Source organism: Mesorhizobium sp. GW821-FHT07A06 (assembly GCF_059419085.1).
On the sequence record NZ_JBWKRC010000002.1, the window covers coordinates 603,535 to 627,203 of the forward strand.

A 23,669-nucleotide genomic window follows, 5' to 3' on the forward strand; every position below is an offset into this window, starting at 1 on the left:
CGCGATAGCGACAGTCTTGACGCAAAATTGCTAGTGCGCCCAGATTCCGCCCAAATCTCCTCGGGCGAGTAAACTGAGGCATTGGCGCTGGTTACGACAGCGCCAGCCGCGGCCATGGTGAGGGCCAGCCCCTCAATATTCCTTCTCGTAGAAGATGCCGCCCTTGGCCTCGCCGGCGTCCGTCGCCTCGCCGCGCAACTTGACGCCACGCCCGACATTGAGGTCGATGGTCGCCTTGCCCGAACCCGGCTTGTCGCCCTTCTGGATGGTCACATAGGTGCGGTCGTTCAGGTATTTGCCGGCTGACACCGCCGTCCCGCCCTTGCTGTCCGTGGTCACATCGAGATCGTCGACGCCGATGGCGCTGCGCAGGTTCTCGAGCAGCGAGGTCGAGCCGCCGACGCCGGCCAATTGCGCGGCGGCTTCGGCAAGCTGCGCGATCTGCAGCGGCGACAGGTTCGACATCGACCGGCCGAAGATCAGTTGCGCCAGCACCTCGTCCTCCGGCAGCGCCGGCACCGAGGAGAAGGTGAATTTCGGGTTGGTTGCCTCGCCCGACACCACGATGGTGACGGTGGCGCCGGTCGTCGTCGTGGTCGCCGTCAGGTTGAGATAGGGCACCAGCGAACCGGAGAAGCCGACAGTGCCCTCGGTGAAGGTCAGCCGCTTGCCGAGGATCGACAGCCTGCCGCGCTGCAGGGTGAAGGTGCCGACCGCCTGCGGCGAAGAAGCCGGGCCGGTCAGGCGGAGCGAACCGCCGAGTTCGGCATCGACGCCCCTGCCCTGGATGAATATCTGGTTCGGCGCATTGACGGTGACATCGAGCGCGAGACCGCTGCCGCCGCTCTTGCCGCTGGTCGTCGCCGGGCGCAGCGCCTTGTCCTGCGCCTTGACGGCGCTTGGCGCGTTCTTGTGCTTGACGTCGAGCGCCGAGAGCGAGCCCGGCAATTTGTCCGGAACTGTGATGACTGTCTTGGCGAGATTGACGGTACCGGCAATCGCCGGTGCTGATGTCAGCGGCCCCTTGATCGTCAGGTCGCCGCCGAGATTGGCGGTCACAACGCGTCCATCCGTATAGCGGCCGTCGGTCAGCTTGATCGAAAGGTCGGCCGGGAAGCCTTGCGCCGGGTCGATGCCGACCGTGCCGCTCGCCGACAGGCTGCCGCGCGTCGACAGCGTTCCGGTAAGCCGGTTGATCCTGGCGGCGCCGCCGCCGATCGAGACATCGGCCGTGAGATCGTTGACGGCCAGGCCCGAGCGCGCATCGACGAGCCGCGCGCCCGAGGTGCTGACGCTGCCGCCGATGACGGGCGACGTCGCGGGGCCACGCACCTGGACATTGACATTGGCGGTTCCCGTCAGCGCCAGGCCCTGCGCGGCAAGCTTCTGGCTGAGGAGGCCGAATGGCACGGCGCCATTGAAGTCGAGCACCAGCGCCGGCGTGCCCCCCGTCGTCACCGTGCCGCCGCCCTTGAGGCCAAGGCCGGCTCCGTCGCTGACATTGGCGTTTAAGGTCAGCTTGTTGCCGGCAAAAGTGCCGGACGACGAAACGCTTACCGCGCCGACGCCGGCGCCGCGGGTCTGCGACGTCTGCACGCCGGTCGCATCGATGTTGAAGGCCACGGCCGGACTGGCCGGCGCGCCGGTCACTTTCACCGTGCCCGAAATCGAACCCGCCGCGTCGAGGCCCGGCGAGAAGCTGTTGGCGAGCGACATCGGCACCCGCGCCAGCGTCCCATTGATGTCGAGCGCCTGCCCGACCTTGCCGGTGACCGTCGCCGTGCCGCCGCCGAGATTGAGCACCAGCCGGTCGAGCGTCGTCGTGCCGTTGGCGATGCTGACGGTCGACGCCTGGGCGATCGCCGCCTTGATGCCCTGGATGGTCGCCTGGCCCGAGGCGAGCTCGATCGTGGTCGTGCCATTGGCCACCTTCACGCGGCCCGCGGCCTTGGCCGGAATGCCCTTGACCGTGGCACCGCCGGAAAAGCCGGTCCAGTCGCCATCGCGCTTCAGATCGACATCGATGCCGCTGATCACGGTGCCGCCCGATATGACGCTGTCGGCACGGATCTTGCCCGAGATCACCGGCGCGGCGAGATAGTTGGCGATCAGCGCGTCGATGGAGACGGCCTTCGCCTGCAGGTCGCCGCGCGTGATCGAGGCGGTGGCCGCCTTGATGGCAACCTGGGGTGCGGCGCCATTCCTGGTGAAGGCAATCGTGCCGCGCACATCGCCTTCGGCCTTTTCCAACGCCAGCGCGGCGAGCGGGCCTATATCGGGCAGGTCGAGCGAGATCGTGCCTTCGGGCACGAACTTGTCGTCCAGCGCCAGATCGCCGGAGATCTTGTTCTGGCCCAGCGACAGGAGGAGGCCGTTGATGGCGCTCCTGCCGTCCGCCGTCGCCAGCACCGCGCTGCCTTGCAGGGCCTGTCCCGCGACATTCCCGGTCAGTTGCACATTCGCCGCCGGGTTGGCGGCATCGGCCTTGCCGGTGGCCGTGAGCCTCAGGCCGGTGATCTCGCGCTCCGCCACCAGCAGCCGATCGCTGTTGACCGTCAGCGACAGGTCGGGCGCAATGGCTGGCCCCTGGGCGTTCAGAGCGAAGGCAATGGCGCCCTTGGCATCCTTGGATAGCAGCGAGATGTCGCTCAGCGCGCCTTTGATGTCGGCGGCCAGCTTGTTGTCGGCAAGGCTGGCTTGCCCGCCGGCGGTCAGCGCGCCGGAGACCAGCTTCAGCCCATCGACATTGATGCTGCCGTTGGGATCGCGCTTCAGCGTGGCGCTGATCTGTGCCCGTTCACCGAGCATGCCGCGCGCCGCGGCCGGCAAGGCCGATGACGGAGCATCCGCATTGAGCTTGAGGTCGATGGTGCCGTCGCGCAGCGATACCTGCCCTGCAACCTGGCTGTTGAGCGCATCGCTTTTGAGCGAGCCGCTGTCGATCGCGACGGAATCGGCGCTCAGCCGGGCATTGAGAGCGGCCGTGACCTTGCCGGCGATCAGCGGCGCGATCGCCGCATTGTCGAGGCCGACCTTGTCCACCGACACCGTGCCGGAAACCGCTCCGGCGCGGTTCTTGAGATCGAAAGCGTCCGAATGCAGCGCCAGGACAAGTCCGTCCACCCTCGCCGGGCTGGTGACGACCGAAGGCAGGATCGCGGAGACATCCAGGCGAGCCTTGGTGCTCTCCCCCGCCACCTTTGCCGACAAGGACTTGACCTCGATCTTCACGGGACTCTCGGCGCTGCCGACGGTCAGCGGCAGGCTGGGGCCGGACGAGGTGAGATCCAGCGCAAAATCGCTGGCGCCGTTCGGATTGATGGTGCCGGCGGCCGTGCCGGAAATCTTGTCGCCGGACAGCGTCGCATGGTCGAGGGCGACGCCGCCGGCCAAGGTGTAGCTGCCGGCAGCATCGACCGCGAGCGGCCCAAGCCCGGCCTGACGGGTCTGGCTGGTTTCGGCGCCGGCAAGCTGCGCGCTGAACCGAACGTCCGGGGCGGCTGGCGTTCCCGTCACCTGCGCCGTGCCGCCGAGCGTACCCACGGCATCGAGGCCGGGCGCAAAATCATTGGCAAGCGCCGCCGGCAGCGCCGAGAACTGCGCGGCGAGATCGAGCGTCTGGCCGGCGCTGCCCGACAACGTCACCGCGCCGCCGCCGCCAATGTCGAGCGCCAGCTTCTCGATGCTGGTGGTGCCATTGGCGATGGTCAGTGTCGAGGGTTGGGCGATTGCCGCCTTGATGCCGCGCATCGTCGCTTCGCCCGAGGCGATCTCGACGCTGGTGGTGCCCTGGGCGATCTTGACCCGGCCGGCCGCTGTCGCCGGAATGCCCGCTATCGTCGCGCCGCCGGTGAAATTGGTCCAGTCGCCGTCGCGCTTCAGGTCGACGCCGATGCCGCTGATCTCGGTGGCGCCCGACGTGACCGAGTCAGCCTTGATGGTGCCCGAGATCGCCGGCGCCTTGAGATAGTTGGCGATCAGCGCGTTGACGGCGATCGCCTTGGCGGTCACCTCGCCACGCGCGATCGAGGTGCTCCTGGCATCGATGGTGACCGATGGCGTCTCGCCGTCCTTGGCGAAATTGATGGTGCCGTTTATATCACCCGTCACCGCCTGCCCGGCGAGTGCCGCCAACTGGTCGATTGCGGGTGCCGCGAGCGTCAGCGTGCCCAGGGGCATGAACTTGTCATCCAGTGCCAGGTCGCCCGAAACCTTGTTGTCGCCCAGCGAGATAAGGAAGCCGTTGATCGACCGTTTGCCCTTGCTCGTCACCAGCGCCGCCTTGACATCGAGCGGCTGATCGTTGACGGCGCCGGTCAGCGAAACATCGGCGGAAGGGCTCGCTATGTCGGCCTTGCCGCTTGCAGTCAGCTTGATCGCCTTCACCGTGCGGCCCGAGGCCGTCAGGCTGTCGCTATTGGCGGAGACGGTGAAATCCGGGGCTGTCCTGGCGCCGCTGGCCGACAGCGCGAAATCGACGCCGCCGGCGACCGGCACGCCGACCATCGGCGACAGCACCGAAACGTCGCCGAGCGTGCCCTTGATGTCGGCCTGGATGTCGGAGCCTTGCGCGCTGGCGGTGCCGCTGGCGCTGAGCGTCCCGGAGGTCAATGAGATCGAATTGGCGGCGAAAGCCCCTTGCGGATCGCGCGTCGCGGCGGCCGAGAATTTCACCCGCTCGCCGAGCACCGAGCTGATCTGCGGCGGCAAGGCGGTCGACACCGCATCGGCATTCATCTTGAGCTGCATCGACAGGTCCGCGAGCGCCACCGTCATCGTCAGGGAGGCATTGAGCGCATCGGAACGCAGCGTGCCCTGGTCGATGATGATGGCATCCTTGCTCAGTGATCCGGCGAGATCGACATCGACCTTGCCGGTGACCAGCGGCGCCAGCGTCGCCACGTCGGTCTTCAGCCCGCCCGCTGTCAGCTTGACGGCGACCGGTCCGGAGCGATTCTGGATATCGAAGCCGTCGGAATGGATCTGCGCCGCAAGGTCGTTCAGTTGCGTGCCGCCCGCCACCACCGAAGCCAGCGAGGCACCGATATCGACGATCGGCGCCTTGCCGTCGCCGAACGCGCGCGCGGTCGCGTTCCTGATCGCCAGCGTGATCGGTTGCGCGGCACTTCCCACGGTGATCCGCACAGGCGCGCCCTTGGCGGCAATTTCCACGGACAGGTCGCTGGCGCCGGCCGGATCGGCGATGCCGGTCGCTGTGCCATGCACGGCATCGCTTTCGATGCTGGCCCGGTCGACACTGATGCCGCCGGCCGATGTCGCGGTGCCCGCGACATCGAAACTGGTCTTGCCGGCAAACAGCGGCTTCAAGTTCTCCGGCAGGAAGCGGGCAAAATCGCCGTCACCCTTGGCCTCGACGTGGCTGCCCTTGTCGGTCGACTGATGGCGGCCCGTCAGCTGAGTGACGATCTCGCCATCCACCGTGAACGTGGCAATGCCGTTCCAGTTGGCGAGCGGCCCCGTGCCTGAGACGGTTATATCGACCGGCGGCGTATCGGGCAGCTTGAGCAGGTTGGCGATGATGCCGCCTGCGGGCTCAGAAGCCTTGAGCTCGAGGTCGAGCCTGTTGTCGGCTGGCGCAAAATGGATATTCGCATCGACATTGCCTTGCTTGCCATCATGGCGGGTGACGTTGAGCCTGGTCTCGACCGCCAGCGGCGCCGCGTCGGCCTTGAGCATCCCCTTGGCGGCGAGTTCGGCGATGCCGCTGCCGGCCAGCTGCTGGCCAAGCGCGATTTCCGGCAGGTCGATCTGCTTGATGTCGATGGAAACCGGCAGCGTCGCCGTGCCGCCGCTCGGCGCCGGCTGTTGCGTCCCGGCCACCGGCAGGCGTGCCAATTCGATGCGCTCGGCCGCGATGCGGTCGGCACTGAAGCTCTTCGACAGCAGCGCCAGCGGCGACCAGTCGACGGCGACCTTGCGCGCCACCAGCCAGGCCCCGTTGCGGTCTTCCAGCACGACATGATCGACGCTGAGCGCGCCCGACCAGATGCCGTCGATGCCGCTGACCGTGACCTTGCGGTCGTCGCTCGAGGCCAGCCGCGAGATGATGCCGGCGAGATTGTCGCGTCCGCGCTCGGTCTTGGTCAGGACAACGAGTGCGCCGATCGCGCCCGCGACAACAATCAGCAGCGTGTAGAGAACAATGCGAAGGATGCGCCGGACCGTCTTCATGTCAGAACGCCTGCCCGATGCCGGCATAGATGCCGAAATGCGGATCACTGGGATCGCGGTTGAGCGGCACCGCGGCATCGATGCGCAGCGGCCCGAATGGCGTCACATAGCGCAGGCCGACGCCGGCGCCGACCTTGACGTCGGAGAAGTTCGGAACCGACTTCGTCGACACCGTGCCGGCGTCGACGAACGGCACGATGCCGATCGTGTCGGTGACGGCGATGCGCATCTCCACCGAGGTCTCGAAGAAGGACAGGCCACCGATCGGCTGGCCGGTGAAGTCTTTCGGGCCGATGCCCTGATAGGCATAGCCGCGCACCGAACCGCCGCCGCCGGAGTAGAAGCGCCGGTCGGCCGGAACGTTCTCGAGCCCGGTGCCGACGATCGAGCCGACGGCGACGCGCTCGGCCAGCACGAACTTCGAGGCCGTATCCAGCGACTGATAGGCCGATCCCTCTCCCTTGAGCTTGAGGAAGGCGGCCCCGCTCATGATGTCGTAGCTCGGCTCGGCATAGGCCAGCACCCGGAAGCCCCTGGTCGGGTTCAGCCTGCTGTCCCTGTTGTCATAGACATATTGCAGCGGAACACTGGCGATGAGGTAGGTGTGTTTGCCGAACGCATCCGTGATCCTGGAATAGTCGAGCGCCACCTCCGCCGAGACGGTCTGCTTCTTGTCAAGCTCGTAGGAAAGGCCGGTGCTGCCCTTGACCGAGAAATGGTCGTAGGCGTCGGGATGCTCGAGTACGGTCTTCACGCCGGCAAAGAACTTCGACGCCGGCCCGATCACGCCGGGTTTCTCGAACATGATGCCGGCATTGTAGTTGAGATCGGACAGATTGTTGCTGCCGATGCCGCTGATGGCGCCATCGATGCGCAGCTTTTCCGCGTGACCAAACAGGTTGCGGTGTCCCCAATAGCCTTCCAGGCCGAGGCCTTCCGTGTTCGAGAAGGTGCCGCCGAGGCCGAAATAGCGCGGCTTGCGCTCGCTGACCTGGACGCCGATCGGAATGTTGCCGTCGGCATCGAGCTTGTCGGCCTCCTTGAAGGTCACGCTGTTGAAAACCTCGAGCGCCAGCAGCCTGTCGCGCGCATCGCTGATCTCCTGCGGCGAGTACTGCCGGCCGCGCTTCAGCCCGGTCATGTATTCGGTGAAGTCGCGGTCGACCTTCTCGGTGCCTTCCACCGTGGTCGCGCCATAGCCGGCGACGGGGCCTGCCGCGACCGTCAGCGTCACGTCGAGCGTCGAGGTGGCATGGTCGGCGACGATCTGCCGGCCGGTCACCTTGGCGAGCGGCCTGCCCTGTTCTTTCAACGTGCGCACGATCAGCGCCTCGGCCTTCAGCACCGCGCCCGACCCGGCGTCGCCGCCCGATATCAGGCCGTAATCGGCGCTCATCAGCCCCGCCGCGTCCCCTTTCAGCCTGATATCGCCGAGAGTGAACTTGGGGCCGGTCGCGATATTGATCGCCACTGGAATAGGCTGTGGGCCCTTGAATTCGGCGTCCGGCGGTAGTTCGTCGAGCGGCTTGCCGTCGATGGTGATGGTGACCACGCCTTCGTAGCGGGCATCGGCATAAAGCGCGGCGACCAGCTGTTCGCGGTCGCTGCGCGCCTTCGCCATCAGCCCGAGCGAGCCGGAGACCGGCCGATCCTCGTCGCCCTTCAACGCCGAGGCGTTCTCGAGCTTCTTGACAAGATCCTTGTCCGCATCGGGCACCGTGATGGTCACGGCATAGCGCAGCGGGTCGACAATGTCGGCGTCCTCGTCGTTGGACGAGCCCCAAAGCTTGATTCCGAAAAGCTCGAACGCAGCCGCGGACCTTGATTCGGCGCCCAGCACGGTCGAGCAGATCATGGCCAAAAGCAGGGCGCGCGAAAGAACGCGCCCTGGCGCGGTCCCTCCTGACATCTGCTTTTCATGCGCTGGCATTAAGACAACCTAGGTTACAAAACTAAAATTGGAATGAAGTTCTGAAGCGCACGTAAAGGGGCCACAATCCAATTGTCTGAAATAGGACGGGCTTGGAATTCACACCTTCTGCGTTTCCGCAAGAAAGCGTGATCCCCTGTCCTATGGAGGTTACTGTCCGCATACCGGTCCTTGGCCGGAAAATAAACCGTTGGCAGGTGGAGCCTGCCGCGTCCGCGCGTTGACAAGCTCGACTGAAGCTTGAACATGCCGGGACGTCTGCACTTGTCTGGAGGGTGTTATGGCAATGCGCACGGCTCGTGGTCTGTCGATTCTGATCCTTCTTTTCTTCGCCTGGGCCAATGCCTTGGCCTGGAACGACGTCGCGCAAGCGGCCGAGGCCCGGCGAATCGCAACGACCGACAATTCCGATTATTTCGGCTTCGACCTGCGATCCGACCAGAATGTCACCCTCGACCAGTGCAAGACAACATGCCTTGGCGACCCTGCCTGCCGCGCCTTCACTTACAACACCAAGGCCAAATGGTGCTTCCTCAAATCCGACTACAACCAGCTGAAGCCGTTCAACGGAGCAGTTGCCGGCAAGATCGTCAACATTGACGGCGATCCGGATATCGGCGCGCCGCCGGAACTCGCCTTCTTCCCCAACTGGATGGCCGATCAGGCGCAGCAATACCGCAACAGGCTGCTTGGCCCGGCCTATGACAAGCCGACCGAAGGCATGGCGGCCCTGATCAGCTCCGCCGAGCAGGCCGTGCAGACCGGCGACCATCGCTCCGCCATGCAGAAATACGAGGCCGCTGTCTCGGTGATGCCCGATGATGGCCAGCTCTGGCTCAATCTGGCGCGCGAAACGCTGGCCGTGCAGCCCGCCGCCAACACCTCCGAAACGTCTACCTTGCCGATGAACGCCACTTCGGCCGCCTTCAACGCCTACAAGCTCTTACGCACCACCAAGACCCGCGCCGACGTGCTGGCGCAGCTCGGCGCCGGCCTCGACAGGCGCGATCTATACCGGCCGGCGCTGCAGGCCTATGAGGCGAGCCTTGCGCTGGTCACGTCGCCGGCCGTCCAGGCCGACTATGCCGATCTGAAGGCCCGCAAGGGTTTCCGCGTGATCGACCACAGCGTCGATGCCGACACAAGCGCGCCGCGCATCTGCGCGCAATTCTCCGAGGAACTGGTCAAGACCGGTGTCGACTACGCGCAGTTCGTGACAGTCGACAACGCTCCGCCGAAGGGCGTCGAGGCCAAGGACAAGCAGATCTGCGTCGAAGGGCTCGAACACGGCCAGCACTACGACGTTACCTTCCGCGCCGGCCTGCCGGCGGCAATTGGCGAAGTGACCGCCGCACCCGTGGTGCTGTCGATCTATGTGCAGGATCGCGCTCCGTCCGCCCGCTTCACCGGCGACAGCTTCGTGCTGCCGGCCGGCGCGCGCCGTGGCATTCCGGTCGTCACCGTCAACATGAACGCCGCCGAAATGAAGCTCTACCGCATCGGCGACCGGTCGCTCGCGCAGCTTCTGTCGGGCTACCAGTTCCTGCACCAGCTCGACGGCTATGACATCTCCAACATTTCCGAGCAGATGGGCGCGCCGGTCTGGCAAGGTCAGCTCGACATAGTCAACGACCTCAACAAGGAGGTCACCACGTCCTTCCCGGTCGACGAAGCGCTGCCGCAACGCAAGCCCGGCGTCTATGTGTTGACCGCCCAGGCCGTCAACGGCAAGAGCGACGACTACAATTCGATGGCCACGCAGTGGTTCGTCGTCTCCGACATCGGCCTGTCGACCTATACCGGCCAGGACGGGCTCAACGTCTTTGCCCGTTCGCTGGGTTCCGCCAAGCCGATCGCCGGCGCCGAATTGACGCTGGTTGCCCGCAACAACGAGGTTCTCGGCACCGCGACGTCGGATGCCGACGGTCACGCCGTCTTCAATCCCGGCCTGACACGCGGCGACGGCGGCATGGTGCCGGCCGTGCTGATGGCCAAGCAGGGCGACAATGATTTCGTCTTCCTCGACATGTCCAAGGCCGGCTTCGACCTGTCCGACCGCGGCGTCACCGGGCGCGCGGCGCCCGGTGCGCTGGACGTCTATGCCTGGACCGAGCGCGGCATCTACCGCGCCGGCGAGGATGTCCATGTCGCGGCCCTTGCCCGTGATGGCGCCGCCAAGGCGGTCGAGAACCTGCCGCTCACCTTCATCTTCTCGCGCCCCGACGGCGTCGAGGATCGCCGCATCGTCAGCGACGGCGCCTCGGCCGGCGGCCATGCCGTCGACCTGCCGCTTGAACCCAACGCCATGCGCGGCACCTGGTCGGTATCGATCCACACCGACCCGAAGCAGCCGGCGGTCGCCAGCCAGATGTTCCTGGTCGAGGATTTCGTGCCGGATCGCATCGAATTCGACATGAAGGCCGACAAGCAGGAAATCGCGCGGGGAGAAACCGCCAACATCAACATTGACGGCCGCTTCCTCTATGGCGCGCCGGCGGCGGGCCTGGCGCTGGAAGGCGAGTTGACGCTGTCGACGTCGCGCGACTGGGACCGCTTCCCCAACTTTTCCTTCGGCCTCGCCGACGAGCAGTCGGCGGAGCCGACGGTAACGCCGCTCACCAACCTGCCCGTGGTTGGCGATGACGGCAAGGCGACCTTCCCGATCTCCGTCGATCAATTGCCCTCGACCACCAAGCTGGTCGACGGCAAGGTGACGGTGCGCATGCGCGAAACCGGTGGCCGCGCCATCGAACGCTCGCTCAACATCGGCATCCGCCCGCAAGGCCATATGATCGGCATCAGACCGGACTTCGCCGATGGTGAAGTGCCGCAGGGCGGCACGGCCAAGTTCAGCCTGATCGCCGTCGACCCTGATGGCAAGCGCGAGGCGCTGAAGGGCGCGCAGTGGACGCTGGTCAAGGTCGAACGCAATTACCAATGGTACCGCTCCAACAATTCGTGGAACTACGAGCCGGTTACCTTCACCAAGTCGATCGCCAACGGCCAGGTCGACCTCAACGCCGATGGCGACGCCACCGTCTCCGTGCCGGTCGACTGGGGCCAGTACCGGCTCGAGGTCGAGACCTCGGACCCCGAGGGGCCGGCGACCAGCTATGAATTCGACGCCGGCTGGTATGTCGCCTCGACGACCACCGAAACGCCTGACGGACTGGAGATCGCCCTCGACAAGGACAACTATGCCGCGGGCGAAGTGGCCAAGCTGAAAGTCTCGCCGCATTTTGCCGGCGAACTTCTGGTCAATATCGGTTCCGACAAGCTCTTGAAGACCATCACGGCGACCGTTCCGGCCGGCGGCGGTACCGTCGACATTCCGGTTGGCGACGATTGGGGCGCCGGCGCCTATGTCACGGCGACCCTGTTCCGGCCGGGCGATGCGCAGGAGACGCGCATGCCGGCCCGCGCCATCGGCGTGAAATGGCTGACGGTCGATCCGGGCTCGAAGAAGCTCGCCGTCACCCTGACACCGCCGGACAAGACGATGCCGCGCCAGCAACTGTCGATCCCGGTTTCCGTGGCCGGCGTGCAGCCGGGCACCAACGCCTATGTCATGGTTGCCGCCGTCGATGTCGGCATCCTCAACCTGACCAACTACAAGGCGCCGGATCCGGAGAACTGGTTCTTCGGCCAGCGCATGCTGGGCATGGAGATCCGCGACATCTATGGCCGCCTGATCGATGGGTCGCTCGGCACCACCGGCAAGCTCAGGACCGGCGGTGACGGCGCCAACATGCAGGCGCAAGGCAGCCCGCCGACTGAAAAGCTGGTCGCCTTCTTCTCCGGCCCGGTCGAGCTCGACGCCGACGGCAAGGCACGGATCGACTTCGATATCCCGCAGTTCAACGGCACCGTGCGCGTCATGGCCGTCGCCTGGACCAAGGAAGCGGTCGGCCATGCCCAGTCGGACGTGATCGTGCGGGACCCCGTGGTCATCACCGCCGGCCTGCCACGCTTCCTGGCGCCTGGCGACAACGCCGTCATGCGGCTCGACGTGGCCGACACCGACGGTCCGGCCGGCGACTATGCCTTCTCGATCGACACGACCGGCGACCTGTCGACCGGCGACAAGCCCCTGCCCCAGAAGCTGACGCTCGCCCAGGGCAAGCGCCAGACGCTGACCGTGCCGCTGATCGCGAAGACGGCGGGCAATGCCTCGCTCACCATCAGGCTTGCGCACGCCGACGGCACCAAGGTCGAGCAGACGCTTTATGTGCCGGTACGTCCGGCGCAATTGCCGGTCACCACGCGGCTTGTGGTCGACCTCAAGGGCAATGGCGGCGCGCTGCGTGTCGACAAGGAACTGCTTGCGGCAAGCCTGCTCGACGGCGCTTCCGTCAGCGTCGGCGTATCGCAGGCGGCAGCCTTCGACGTGCCCTCGCTCCTGATGACGCTCGACCGCTACCCCTATGGTTGCGCCGAGCAGACCACCAGCCGCGCCATGCCGCTTCTCTATGTCAACGAGCTGGCCTCGGGCATCGGCATGGAAAGCGACCCCGACCTTCACGGCCGCATCCAGGATGCCATCTACAAGGTGCTGAGCTATCAGTCCTCGAGCGGCAGCTTCGGCCTGTGGGGCCCGGGCTCCGGCGATCTATGGCTGGACGCCTATGTCAGCGAGTTCCTGACCAGGGCGCGCGAGCAGAAATACGACGTGCCGGCTCTGGCCATGAACCAGGCGCTGAGCAATCTGCAGAACTCGCTCGGCTATGACCAGAGCGTACAGGACCGCGGCAGCGAGATCGCCTACGCCCTCTACGTTCTGGCCCGCAACAAGAAGGCCTCGATCGGCGACCTGCGCTACTATGCCGACACCCAGCTCGAGGCCTTCTCGAGCCCGATGGCCGTTGCCCAGCTGGCGGCGAGCCTTGCGCTCTATGGCGACACGCAGCGCTCGGAAGCGACGTTCAAGACTGCGCTGCAGCTCGCCAAGTCGAGCAGCGACTACGACTGGTACCGCTCCGACTACGGCTCGGCGCTGCGTGACGGCGCGGCGATGCTGTCGCTGGCGGCGGAATCGAAGCCCGTGTCGACGATCGTGCCGGAGCTGGTCAAGCTGGTGACCAGGGAACGCGCCGAAGCCCGCTGGACCAGCACCCAGGACGATTCCTGGATGCTGCTGGCGGCCCGCGCGCTGAAGGAAGGCAATGATTCGATCACCCTGACCGTCAACGGCGCGCCGCATTCAGGCGGCTATTCCAACCAGGTCAACGGCTCCGAGCTGGTGGACAGCCCGCTCGAAATCGCCAACACCGGCAAGACCCCGCTGCAGGCCGTCGTCACCAGCGTGGCGTCGCCGATCCAGCCCTTGCCGGCCGGCGGCGACGGCTTCACCATCAGCCGTACCTACTACAAGCTCGATGGCACGGAAGCCAATGTGACGGAGGCAACCCAGAACGAGCGCTATGTCGTCGTGCTCAAGGTCACCGAGCAGAACAGCTGGCCGTCGCGCCTGCTGGTCACCGACCTCTTGCCGGCCGGCTTCGAGATCGACAATCCCGGCCTGGTCTCCAGCGCCCAATTGACGAACTTCTCCTGGCTGGCACAGACCGACGCCGCTCACCTCGAATTCCGCGACGACCGTTTCGTCGCGGCATTCAACCCGGCCGACGGCGACCATGACCATAATCTGACGCTCGCCTATGTCGTGCGCGCCGTGACCCCGGGTACCTACGCCCATCCGGCGGCGACGGTGGAAGACATGTACCGGCCGCAATATTCGGCCCGCACCGCCACCGGCATGATGGAGATCAAGGCGCCGTAAGATGTTGCCGACGAACATGAACAGGACGATGGCGCTGCCCCTCATCCGCCTGCCGGCACCTTCTCCCCGTATAGTGACGGGGAGAAGGGAACTGTCCCGATCGTCGGCAACTGTTCTGCAACTTTGGAAATTGGCGAAAACCTCCGCGCAGGCCTCTTTCTCCCCGTCTCTATACGGGGAGAAATGCCCGGCAGGGCAATGAGGGGCAGCGCCATGCTTTCAAGAAAACTTCTCCGCCGTGCCGCCACAACCGTAGCAACCGTCACCGGCATTCTCGCCCTTTCCGTCGCCTCTCTCTGGGAACTCGACCGCGCTTTCCCGCCGCCATTGCCCGCGACGCTGACTGTCTCCACCGAAGTCCAGGATCGTGACGGCCAACTGTTGCGCGCCTTCGCCACGCCGGACGGCTACTGGCGGCTCGAAACCCGTCTCGACCAGGTCGACAAGCAGTTCGTCGACATGCTGGTCACCTATGAGGACAAGCGCTTCTGGGACCATGAGGGTGTCGACGTGCTGGCGCTTTGCAGAGCCGCCGGCCAGTTCGCAACCAGCGGCCACATCGTCTCCGGCGGCTCGACCCTGTCGATGCAGCTTGCGCGCCTGATCGAGCCGCGCGAAAGCCGCAGCCTCGGCTCCAAGGTCAAGCAGATGCTGCGCGCCATCCAGATCGAGCGGCGGCTGTCCAAGCGCGAGATCCTCGAACGCTATCTCACGCTGGCGCCCTATGGCGGCAATCTCGAAGGCGTGCGCGCCGCTTCGCTCGCCTATTTCGGCAAGGAGCCAAAGCGGCTCACCGTCTCCGAAGCCGCCTTGCTCGTCGCGCTGCCGCAATTGCCGGAAAGGCGGCGGCCCGACCGCAATCTCGAAATCGCTCACGCCGCCCGCGACCGGGTGCTGACCCGCATGGTTTCGTCAGGCCTGATCGGCGAACGCGAGGCGGCACGCGCCGCCCTCGACGACGTGTCGGGCCTGCGCCGGACTCTGCCGGCGCTCGCCGCGCACGCCGCCTACGCGATGCTGCCCCGGGCCGTTCCCGGCCAGCCGCTCAAGCTGACGATCCGCAAAAGCGTCCAGCAAGGACTGGAACAGGTGGCACGCGACGCCGCCGCCAAGCTCGGGCCGCGCCTCTCCGTCGCCATGGTGCTGGCCGATTCCCGAACCGGCGACATCCTCGGCGAAGTCGGCTCGGCCAATTTCTTCGATTCCAGCCGCTCCGGCTGGATCGACATGACCAAGATCGTGCGTTCGCCCGGCTCGACGCTGAAGCCGTTCATCTATGGCCTCGCCTTCGAGCAGGGACTGGTGGCGCAGGAAACGTTGATCGAGGACAGCCCGGTCGATTTCGGCGGCTACAGGCCCAAGAACTTCGACATGGGCTACCAAGGCGATGTCTCGATCCGCCAGGCGCTGCAACTGTCGCTCAACGTGCCGGCGATCCGCGTGCTCGACGCGGTCGGCCCGGCCCGGCTGACAGCACGCTTCCGCCAGGCCGGGGTCAACCCGATCCTGCCGATCAACGAGGCGCCCGGCCTGGCCATCGGCCTTGGCGGCGTTGGCGTGACGCTGCGCGATCTCGTCCAGCTTTATACGGGCCTCGCCAATGGCGGCAAGACGCACACGCTGCATGACGGCACCGAGCCGGCCAATGCCGAACGCACCACTGCCACCATCCTCAACGAGCAGGCGAACTGGCAGATCATCGACATATTGTCGGGCGTGAAACCGCCGGAAGGCGCCTTGCAGCGCGGTATCGCCTACAAGACCGGCACATCCTACGGCTACCGCGACGCATGGTCGGTCGGCTTCGACGGCCGCTATGTGCTGGGCGTCTGGGTCGGCCGCCCCGATGCCAGCGCCGTGCCGGGCCTCTCCGGCTATGTCTCGGCCGCCCCGATCCTGTTCGAGGGCTTTGTCCGTTCCGGCCTCGCCACCGTGCCGCTGCCGGGCAAGCCGCCCGGTGCCTTCACCCCCAAGCGCGAGGATCTGCCGGTGACGCTCGCCCGCTTTGGCGCCGGTGCCGACGGGCTGGTGCAGGCCACGCCCACCGAGCCCGCCCCAACCATCATCTTCCCGCCGGACGGCGCCCGCGTCGATCTCGCCACGAATTCGGCAGATGCCTCGCCGCTTGTGCTGAAACTGCAAGGCGGCCGTGCGCCATTCCGCTGGCTGGCCAACGGCAAGCCGCTCACTGGCATCGACCGCCGCCGCACCGCGACCTGGCTGCCCGACGGCGCGGGCTATTCGACGCTGACTGTCATCGACGCCGTGGGGCGGGCGGCCAGCGTAAAGGTGTTCGTCGAGTGAACGCACTCCTTGAATAGAATGCGCCAGGCGATTCAGCGCGTTGGCTTTTGCGCACTGGCGCTTGGGGCTTTAGTTCCCCAGGCACATGCCGATACCCTTTCCGCCGGCTTCGTTCGGCTCGCCGATATCGATCCGTCCATCCGCCAGGACATCCGTTACGCCGGACCCGACGATTTCCTTCACCGCAAGGTGAATGGCTACGAGGCGCCGGTCTGCATTCTCACCTTGCAGGCGGCGCAAGCTCTTGCCGGTATCCAGCAGGCGATGGCCGCGAAAGGCCTGACCCTGGTCGTGTTCGATTGCTACCGCCCTGCCCGCGCCGTCGCCGACATGGGCGAATGGACGCGCGCGGGCGGTCCGCCCGATCCGCAATGGTATCCGAAGGTCAAGCGCGGCGACCTCATCGCCAAGGGCTATGTCGGTGAGCTGTCGACCCATTCGCGCGGCTCAACCGTCGATGTCGCGATTGCGCGGGCCGGCGGTCCGGCGGTCTCCAAACCGGCCTGTGGCGTCACCGATGCCCATACGCTCGATTTCGGCACCGGTTTCGACTGCTTCGACCCAATGAGCGAGACCGCGCACCGTCCGCTCGGCAATGAAGCGGCGGCAAACCGCAAGATGCTCGTCGATGCCATGCGCACCGGCGGCTTCAAGAACTACGCCCGCGAATGGTGGCATTTTACGCTCGGGCACGAGCCCTTTCCAAACCAGCGTTTCGATTTTCCGGTAAGCGCCGAATAACCCGCGGGATCGAACCGAATGCGGCCTTGCCTCGGCATCGGGCATCCCTAGATAGGACGTCGAGTCCGCGCGGAGTGTCGGCGAGGAAAATATTTCCCGACATGGCGGAAGACCGTCGAATATTTTCTTCAGGAGGGCAAAAAAGGGAACATTCGGTGCATCTAATTTCTATCAATTCGCTAGATTTGGCGCGGGTTCAACGGAGGCAGAAATGACCAAACCTCATTTCAGGAAACTGCTCGGCGCACTGGTCGCCACATCTGTCCAGTTCGGCACGCTCGGTTTCGCGTTCGCCGACACCACCATCCTCAACGTGTCCTACGATCCGACACGCGAGCTCTACAAGGCCTATGACGAGGCTTTCGTCGCCCATTGGAAAGCCGAGACCGGCGAAACGGTGACGATCCAGCAGTCGCATGGCGGATCGGGCGCCCAGGCCCGCGCCGTGATCGACGGCCTCGATGCCGATGTGGTCACGCTGGCGCTCGAGGGCGACATCAACGCGATCGTCTCGAAGTCGAAGAAGATCAATCCCGACTGGCGCAAGAAATTCGAAAACAATTCAGCGCCTTACACCTCGACCATCATCTTCCTCGTTCGCAAGGGCAATCCCAAGGGGATCCACGACTGGAATGACCTCGTCAAGGACGGCACCCAGGTGATCACCCCCAACCCCAAGACCTCGGGTGGCGCACGCTGGAACTACCTGGCCGCCTGGGCCTACGCCAACGCCCATGACGGCGGCGACGAGGCCAAGACCAAGGAATTCGTCGGCAAGCTCTACGCCAATGCCCCGGTTCTCGACACCGGTGCGCGCGGCTCGACCGTCACCTTCGCGCAAAAGGGCATCGGCGACGTGCTGATCGGCTGGGAAAACGATGCCTATCTGGCGCTCGACGAATTCGGCGCCGACAATTTCGAGATCGTCTATCCGCCGACGTCGATCCTAGCCGAGCCGCCGGTGGCGATCGTCGACGCCAATGTCGATGCCAAGGGCACGCGCAAGGTGGCCGAAGCCTATCTCGGCTGGCTCTATTCCAAGGAAGGCCAGACGATCATCGCAAAGAACCATTATCGTCCGGCCAAGCCAGAACTCGTCGCACCGGCGGATCTGCCCAAGACCCCCGATATCAAGTTGATCTCGATCGACGATCCGCTTTTCGGCGGCTGGAAGAAGGCACAGCCTTATCATTTCGGCGACGGTGGTATATTCGACCAGATCTACAAGCCGGCCCAGTAAGGTTCGGTTGTGCTGAGGAAGCTCGCCAATGGGCTTTCTTCAGGCAGAGTCCGGTTGAATAAGAAGGGACAATCCAGAGCTTCATGACGACAGCACCCGCGCAGGCGGGGTGGCGGTTCAAGCAGCCGAGTGTCATTCCGGGTTTCGGATTGACGCTCGGCTTCTCGCTTGCCTACCTCACCCTCATCATCCTCATTCCGCTGTCCGGGCTGATCTGGCGCTCGGCCTCTCTCGGCTGGGCTGAATTCTGGGCGATCGCGAGCGATCGGCGCACCATCAATGCGCTGGAAATCAGCTTCGGCACCGCCTTTCTGGCGGCCGCCGTCAATGTCGTCTTCGGCACGCTCGTCGCCTGGGTGCTGGTGCGCTACCGCTTCCCCGGCCGCCGCATCGTCGACGCCATGGTCGACCTGCCCTTCGCGCTGCCGACCGCGGTCGCCGGTATCGCGCTGACCACGCTCTACGCGCCGAACGGCTGGATCGGCAAACTGCTGATGCCGCTCGGCATCAAGGTCGCCTACACGCCGCTCGGCATCGTCATCGCATTGGTCTTCATCGGCCTGCCCTTCGTCGTGCGCACCGTGCAGCCGATCATGGAAGAAATCGACAAGGAGGTGGAGGAGGCCGCCGCGACGCTTGGCGCCAACCGCTTCCAGATCATCACCCGCGTGCTGTTCCCGGGCCTGGCGCCGGCCATCATCACCGGCTTTTCGCTGGCCTTCGCGCGCGGCGTCGGTGAATACGGCTCGGTCATCTTCATCGCCGGCAACTTGCCCTACAGATCCGAGATCGCTCCGCTTTTGATCGTCATCCGGCTGGAGGAGTACAATTATCCGGCGGCGACCGCGATCGCGGCGATCATGCTCGCTCTGTCGTTCGTCATGCTTCTGGTCGTCAATCTCGTGCAGACATGGAGCCGCAAGCGCTATGGCTGATCCCGAAATCAAATCCTACGAGCCCTACCATGAGAGCCGCTCGGCGGCGGTGACCGAAAGCCGGCCGGCACAGGCCGTGCTGATGGCGATCGTTTTTGCCTTCCTCGGCGTCTTTCTGCTCCTGCCGCTGATCATTGTCTTCCATGAGGCGCTGGCGAAAGGCATCGGTGCCTATACGCAAGCGCTGGGCGAACCGGATGCGCGTTCGGCCATTCACCTGACACTGCTCGTCGCGGCTATCTCGGTGCCGCTCAACGTCGTCTTCGGCATCTCCGCCGCCTGGGCCATCGCCAAGTTCGAGTTCAAGGGCAAGGCCTTCCTGACCACGCTGATCGACCTGCCCTTCTCGGTCTCGCCGGTCATCTCGGGTCTGGTCTACGTGCTTCTGTTCGGCGCCCAGGGGCTGCTCGGAGAGTGGCTGAAGGCACATGGCATCCAGATCCTGTTCGCCGTGCCCGGCATCGTGCTGGCCACCGTGTTCGTCACCTTCCCCTTCGTCGCCCGCGAACTGATCCCGCTGATGCAGGAGCAAGGCAATGGCGATGAGGAAGCGGCGCTCTCGCTCGGCGCCAATGGCTGGCAGACCTTCTGGTACGTCACGCTGCCCAACGTCAAATGGGGGCTGCTCTACGGCGTCTTGCTTTGCAACGCCCGCGCCATGGGCGAATTCGGCGCGGTTTCGGTGGTTTCGGGTCACATACGCGGCCTGACCAACACCATGCCGCTGCATGTCGAAATCCTCTACAACGAGTACAATGCCGTCGGCGCCTTCGCCGTCGCCTCACTGCTTGCCGGGCTGGCGCTCGTCACACTGGTCTTGAAAACACTGCTCGAGATGCGCTACGGCGCCGAACTCGCCGCGACGCGCGGACACTGACAGAGGGATTTGTATGGAAGTTCGCGTTGCCAACGTGCGCAAGGAGTTTGAGCGGTTTCCAGCGCTCCATGACGTATCGCTCGACATCAAGTCGGGTGAACTGATCGCGCTGCTGGGCCCGTCCGGCTCCGGCAAGACGACGCTGCTCAGGCTGATCGCAGGGCTGGAACGGCCGACGCGCGGCAAGATCTTCTTCGGCGACGAGGACGCTTCGCAGAAGTCGATCCAGGAGCGCAATGTCGGCTTCGTGTTCCAGCACTATGCACTGTTCCGGCACATGACGGTGGCCGACAATATCGGCTTCGGGCTCAAGGTCCGGCATGGATCCTCGCGGCCGCCGGCGCAGGAAATCCGCCGCCGTGCCTCCGAGCTTCTCGATCTCGTTCAGCTTTCTGGCCTCGAAAAGCGTTATCCGGCCCAATTGTCCGGCGGCCAGCGCCAGCGTGTCGCGCTCGCCCGCGCCATGGCGATCGAGCCCAAGGTGCTGCTGCTCGACGAGCCGTTCGGCGCACTCGATGCGCAGGTCCGCCGGGAACTGCGCCGCTGGCTGCGCGAGATCCACGATCGCACCGGCCACACCACCGTCTTCGTCACCCACGACCAGGAAGAGGCGCTGGAGCTTGCCGACCGCGTCGTGGTGATGAGCCAGGGCCGCATCGAGCAGGTCGGCACGGCGGACGATATCTACGACACGCCGAACTCGCCCTTCGTCTACGGCTTCATCGGTGAATCGAGCTCGCTTCCCGTCAAGGTCGAGAATGGCGAGATCTGGCTCGCTGATCGCCCCATCGGGCTTGCGGCGCCGCACGCGCCCGAGGGTGATGCAACGCTCTATTTTCGCCCGCACGACGTCGAGTTGCTGGACGGCTGCAGCGGCTGCATCGCCGGCACGGTCGCCGCCAGCCGCCGCGTCGCCGGCACGCGCCGGGTGGAGCTCGAGATCGGCGGCGACCGCCAGCGGGTCGAGATCGAACTGCCCGTCGATCACCCGGCGGCACAGAAAAGCCGGGTGGCGTTCCGTCCGGGGCGCTGGAAGCTGTTTCCGGCGGCCTGATCTTTCGGGTCAGGCGCTATTCCAGCCAGTTCTCGACCTTCAGCTTCCGTATCCGGGCGAACTTCCCCACATTGGCCGTCACCAACGTGGTGCCCAACACGCAGGCGTGAGCGGCAATAAAAAGGTCATTGTGGCCAATGGGTTGGCCAGCGGCCTCCAACTCGGCGCGAAGCGCGCCGTATTCAGCGTCCACCGGTACGTCGAGCGGCAATACAGGGATCTCGGCCAGCAGATCCTCGACCTTCTTGAGCAGCTTGGCCGATCCCTTCCTGGCGCAGCCATGTCGCAATTCGGAGGCGACGACGATGCTGGTGCAAACAGCGGCGTCACCTTCGCGCACCATTGCACTGGCAGCCTTGCCGGCCGGGTTTCGGATCATGTCGCTAATGACGTTTGTATCCAACATGAACCGCATCAGAAAATGTCCTCGGCTTCAACAGGCGCATCCTTGATCCCGGGAAAGTCGTCCTCAGGACCAAGCGGTGGCTCTTTCGCCCATTGGGCGAGCAGCGCGGCAAGGCCTGGTTTGCGGAGCGGCTCGATGACAAGGCGGTCGCCTTCGCGGCTGATCAGAACCTTGTCACCGGGGAGCTCGAATTCGACGGGAATACGCACCGCCTGGCTGCGGTTGTTGCGGAAGAGCTTGGCCTCCTTCGGAGGCGACGCGGTTGTATGCCGGTGCTGTGGCACGGTTGCCTCCGTTTGTATATGCCATATGTATATGCCAAATGATCGCCCTGCACAAGGAATACAGACCGAAACAATTGTCACCTGAAATAAAATTCTAAGGACTCGTTCTGTCGATCATATCTTTTCTCGCGGCAAGGGCGCGGAACCCTCGTGCATACCTCGCCGTGCCCCATGCGCCACGGCTATGGTTGCGCGATTAACACATTGCATCCGGAGCCCTTTTCATGAAGCGATTTTTCCTCGGCATTGCCACGGTCGCCGGCCTGTTCCTCGCGTCCTCCCAAGCCTGGTCGGCCGACAAGCTGCTCAATGCCTCCTATGACGTCGGCCGCGAACTGTTCGTTCAGGTCAACAAGGCCTTCATATCAGGGCATCCGGGCGTGACCGTCGACCAGTCGCATGCGGGCACCTCGGCGCAAGCGCGCGCCATCGCCGAGGGCCTTGGCGCCGATGTCGTCACCTTCAACCAGGTCACCGACATCGATTTCCTGGTCAAGAAGGGGTTCGTATCCGCCGACTGGCAGAAGGATTTTCCCGACAACGCCTCGCCCTTCTACTCGCTGCCCTCGTTCCTTGTCCGCGCGGGCAACCCCAAGCACATCAAGGACTGGAACGATCTGGTGCGCGACGACGTGCAGGTGATCTTCCCCAACCCGAAGACCTCCGGCAATGCGCGCTACACCTATCTGGCGGCCACGGCCTACGCCAAGGAAGCCTTCAAGGGCGACGACGCCAAGGTGAAGGAGTTCATCACCAAGCTGTTCAACAATGTTCCGATCTTCGACACGGGCGGTCGCGCCGCGACCACCACTTTCGTGCAGCGCGAAATCGGCGACGTGCTGATCACCTTCGAATCCGAGACGCGCGGCATCCGCAAGGAGTATGGCGACGACAAGTTCGAGCAGGTCACGCCTTCGGTCAGCCTGCTGGCCGAATTCCCGGTGGCGATCGTCGACAAGGTCGCCGACGAACACGGCACGCGCGACCTGGCCAAGACCTATCTCAACTTCCTCTACACGCCCGAAGGCCAGGACATCCTCGCACAGAACGGCAACCGCGTGCGCGACGCGGCCGTCGCCGCCAAATACAAGGCCGACTTCCCCGAGGTGCGCCTGCTGACCGTGGAAGACGTCTTCGGCGGCTGGGACAAGATCCAGAAAGAGCATTTCGCCGCCGGCGGCCTGCTCGACCAGGCCTATGGCAGCCGCTGAAGGCTCGCGGCACATATTGAGCAGACAAAGACAGCCGGCAATGAGCCGGCTTTCTTCGTTTTTGCCTTCGCCGGCGCCAACCCTGCGAAACGTTACAAAGAATCAACGCGTTCGTGCCTAACGTGCCATTTGGCGTCTCGTTTTCGCAAAATACCACTGCGCGGCAGAACCGTCATTATTTGCACACAAACAGCCGCCAGATGCGGGGTGGTTGGGGTTTCAACGGGTTGACTCGGGCATGCTGACAAAAAAAGGCAAATACGGCCTCAAGGCCCTCGTGCATCTTTCCAGTCTCCCGATTGGCCAATTGGCCTTCGTCAACGACATCGCCGTCGCCAACAACATCCCGAAGAAATTCCTGGATGCCATCCTGGGCGAACTGCGCAATGCCGGCTTCGTCCAGAGCCGCAAGGGCAAGGAAGGCGGCTATCGCCTCGCCCGCCCCGCCTCGGAGATCAAGATCGGCCACGTCGTGCGCGTGCTCGACGGGCCGCTGGCGCCCATTCCCTGCGCCAGCCGCACGCAGTACCAGCGCTGCGAGGATTGCGACGAAGCGACCTGCCAGGTCCGGCACATGATGCTGGAAGTGCGCCAGGCGATCGCCGAGGTGCTCGACAACAGAAGCCTCGCCGCCATGCGCGATGCCGATAACGACGATTTCCCGGTCGAACTGTCCTCGCAGATCTAGACCGACGGCTGGCGAACACCGTTCATCC

General features: G+C 64.9%; 13 protein-coding genes. 9 read left to right on the plus strand and 4 right to left on the minus strand.

Translation table 11 applies throughout. The features are described 5' to 3' along the window. Positions 1–132: 132 nt before the first annotated feature. Entirely contained in the window at positions 133–6,192 is a 6,060-nt protein-coding gene (locus AC07SZ_RS08365; RefSeq protein WP_494913939.1) for a translocation/assembly module TamB domain-containing protein, read from the minus strand. A gap of 1 nt (position 6,193) precedes the next feature. Beyond that, the gene (locus AC07SZ_RS08370; protein ID WP_494913940.1) at positions 6,194–8,122 is read right to left on the minus strand and encodes an autotransporter assembly complex protein TamA; all 1,929 of its coding nucleotides are present in this window, start codon (positions 8,120–8,122) and stop codon (positions 6,194–6,196) included. 280 nt (positions 8,123–8,402) lie between these two features. Here AC07SZ_RS08370 and AC07SZ_RS08375 point away from each other — a divergent pair, with 280 nt between their 5' ends. From AC07SZ_RS08375 to AC07SZ_RS08405, 7 genes are all read left to right on the plus strand, one after another. Continuing rightward, positions 8,403–13,901: an alpha-2-macroglobulin family protein gene (locus AC07SZ_RS08375; RefSeq protein WP_494913941.1), complete on the plus strand. Its 5,499-nt coding sequence runs from the start codon at positions 8,403–8,405 to the stop codon at positions 13,899–13,901. Between the two features lie 213 nt (positions 13,902–14,114). Beyond that, positions 14,115–16,205 (plus strand): penicillin-binding protein 1C, encoded by a 2,091-nt coding sequence (gene pbpC / locus AC07SZ_RS08380; protein ID WP_494913942.1) that lies wholly within the window; start codon positions 14,115–14,117, stop codon positions 16,203–16,205. A gap of 18 nt (positions 16,206–16,223) precedes the next feature. Beyond that, positions 16,224–16,946 (plus strand): M15 family metallopeptidase, encoded by a 723-nt coding sequence (locus AC07SZ_RS08385; protein WP_494913943.1) that lies wholly within the window; start codon positions 16,224–16,226, stop codon positions 16,944–16,946. A 211-nt stretch (positions 16,947–17,157) separates the two neighbouring features. Then, complete coding sequence (locus AC07SZ_RS08390; RefSeq protein ID WP_056571863.1) at positions 17,158–18,186, plus strand: sulfate ABC transporter substrate-binding protein; 1,029 nt, start codon at positions 17,158–17,160, stop codon at positions 18,184–18,186. Between the two features lie 83 nt (positions 18,187–18,269). Next, a complete protein-coding gene (cysT, locus tag AC07SZ_RS08395) occupies positions 18,270–19,121 on the plus strand; it encodes a sulfate ABC transporter permease subunit CysT (RefSeq protein ID WP_202326913.1) in 852 nt (283 codons plus the stop codon). Continuing rightward, a complete protein-coding gene (gene cysW / locus AC07SZ_RS08400; RefSeq protein WP_056571857.1) occupies positions 19,114–19,998 on the plus strand; it encodes a sulfate ABC transporter permease subunit CysW in 885 nt (294 codons plus the stop codon). Before cysT ends, cysW begins: the two co-directional genes overlap by 8 nt. A 13-nt stretch (positions 19,999–20,011) precedes the next feature. After that, on the plus strand, positions 20,012–21,052 hold the full coding sequence (locus AC07SZ_RS08405) for a sulfate/molybdate ABC transporter ATP-binding protein (protein ID WP_056571856.1): 1,041 nt from the start codon (positions 20,012–20,014) through the stop codon (positions 21,050–21,052). A 16-nt stretch (positions 21,053–21,068) separates the two neighbouring features. Here AC07SZ_RS08405 and AC07SZ_RS08410 read toward each other — a convergent pair whose 3' ends face one another. Both AC07SZ_RS08410 and AC07SZ_RS08415 read right to left on the minus strand, forming a co-directional pair. Continuing rightward, positions 21,069–21,467 (minus strand): type II toxin-antitoxin system VapC family toxin, encoded by a 399-nt coding sequence (locus AC07SZ_RS08410; RefSeq protein ID WP_494913944.1) that lies wholly within the window; start codon positions 21,465–21,467, stop codon positions 21,069–21,071. Beyond that, positions 21,467–21,742, minus strand: coding sequence for an antitoxin (locus AC07SZ_RS08415; RefSeq protein ID WP_172373188.1), 276 nt, complete (start codon positions 21,740–21,742; stop codon positions 21,467–21,469). The genes AC07SZ_RS08410 and AC07SZ_RS08415 overlap by 1 nt, the downstream gene beginning before the upstream one ends. A gap of 224 nt (positions 21,743–21,966) precedes the next feature. On the opposite strand from AC07SZ_RS08415, the gene AC07SZ_RS08420 reads away from it, so the two are divergent. Then, positions 21,967–22,953 carry a sulfate ABC transporter substrate-binding protein gene (locus tag AC07SZ_RS08420; protein WP_494913945.1) on the plus strand — a complete coding sequence of 329 codons (987 nt, stop codon included), beginning with the start codon at positions 21,967–21,969 and terminating at the stop codon, positions 22,951–22,953. Positions 22,954–23,191: 238 nt separating this feature from the next. Continuing rightward, positions 23,192–23,641, plus strand: coding sequence for an RrF2 family transcriptional regulator (locus AC07SZ_RS08425; RefSeq protein ID WP_027029809.1), 450 nt, complete (start codon positions 23,192–23,194; stop codon positions 23,639–23,641). Positions 23,642–23,669 lie beyond the last annotated feature (28 nt).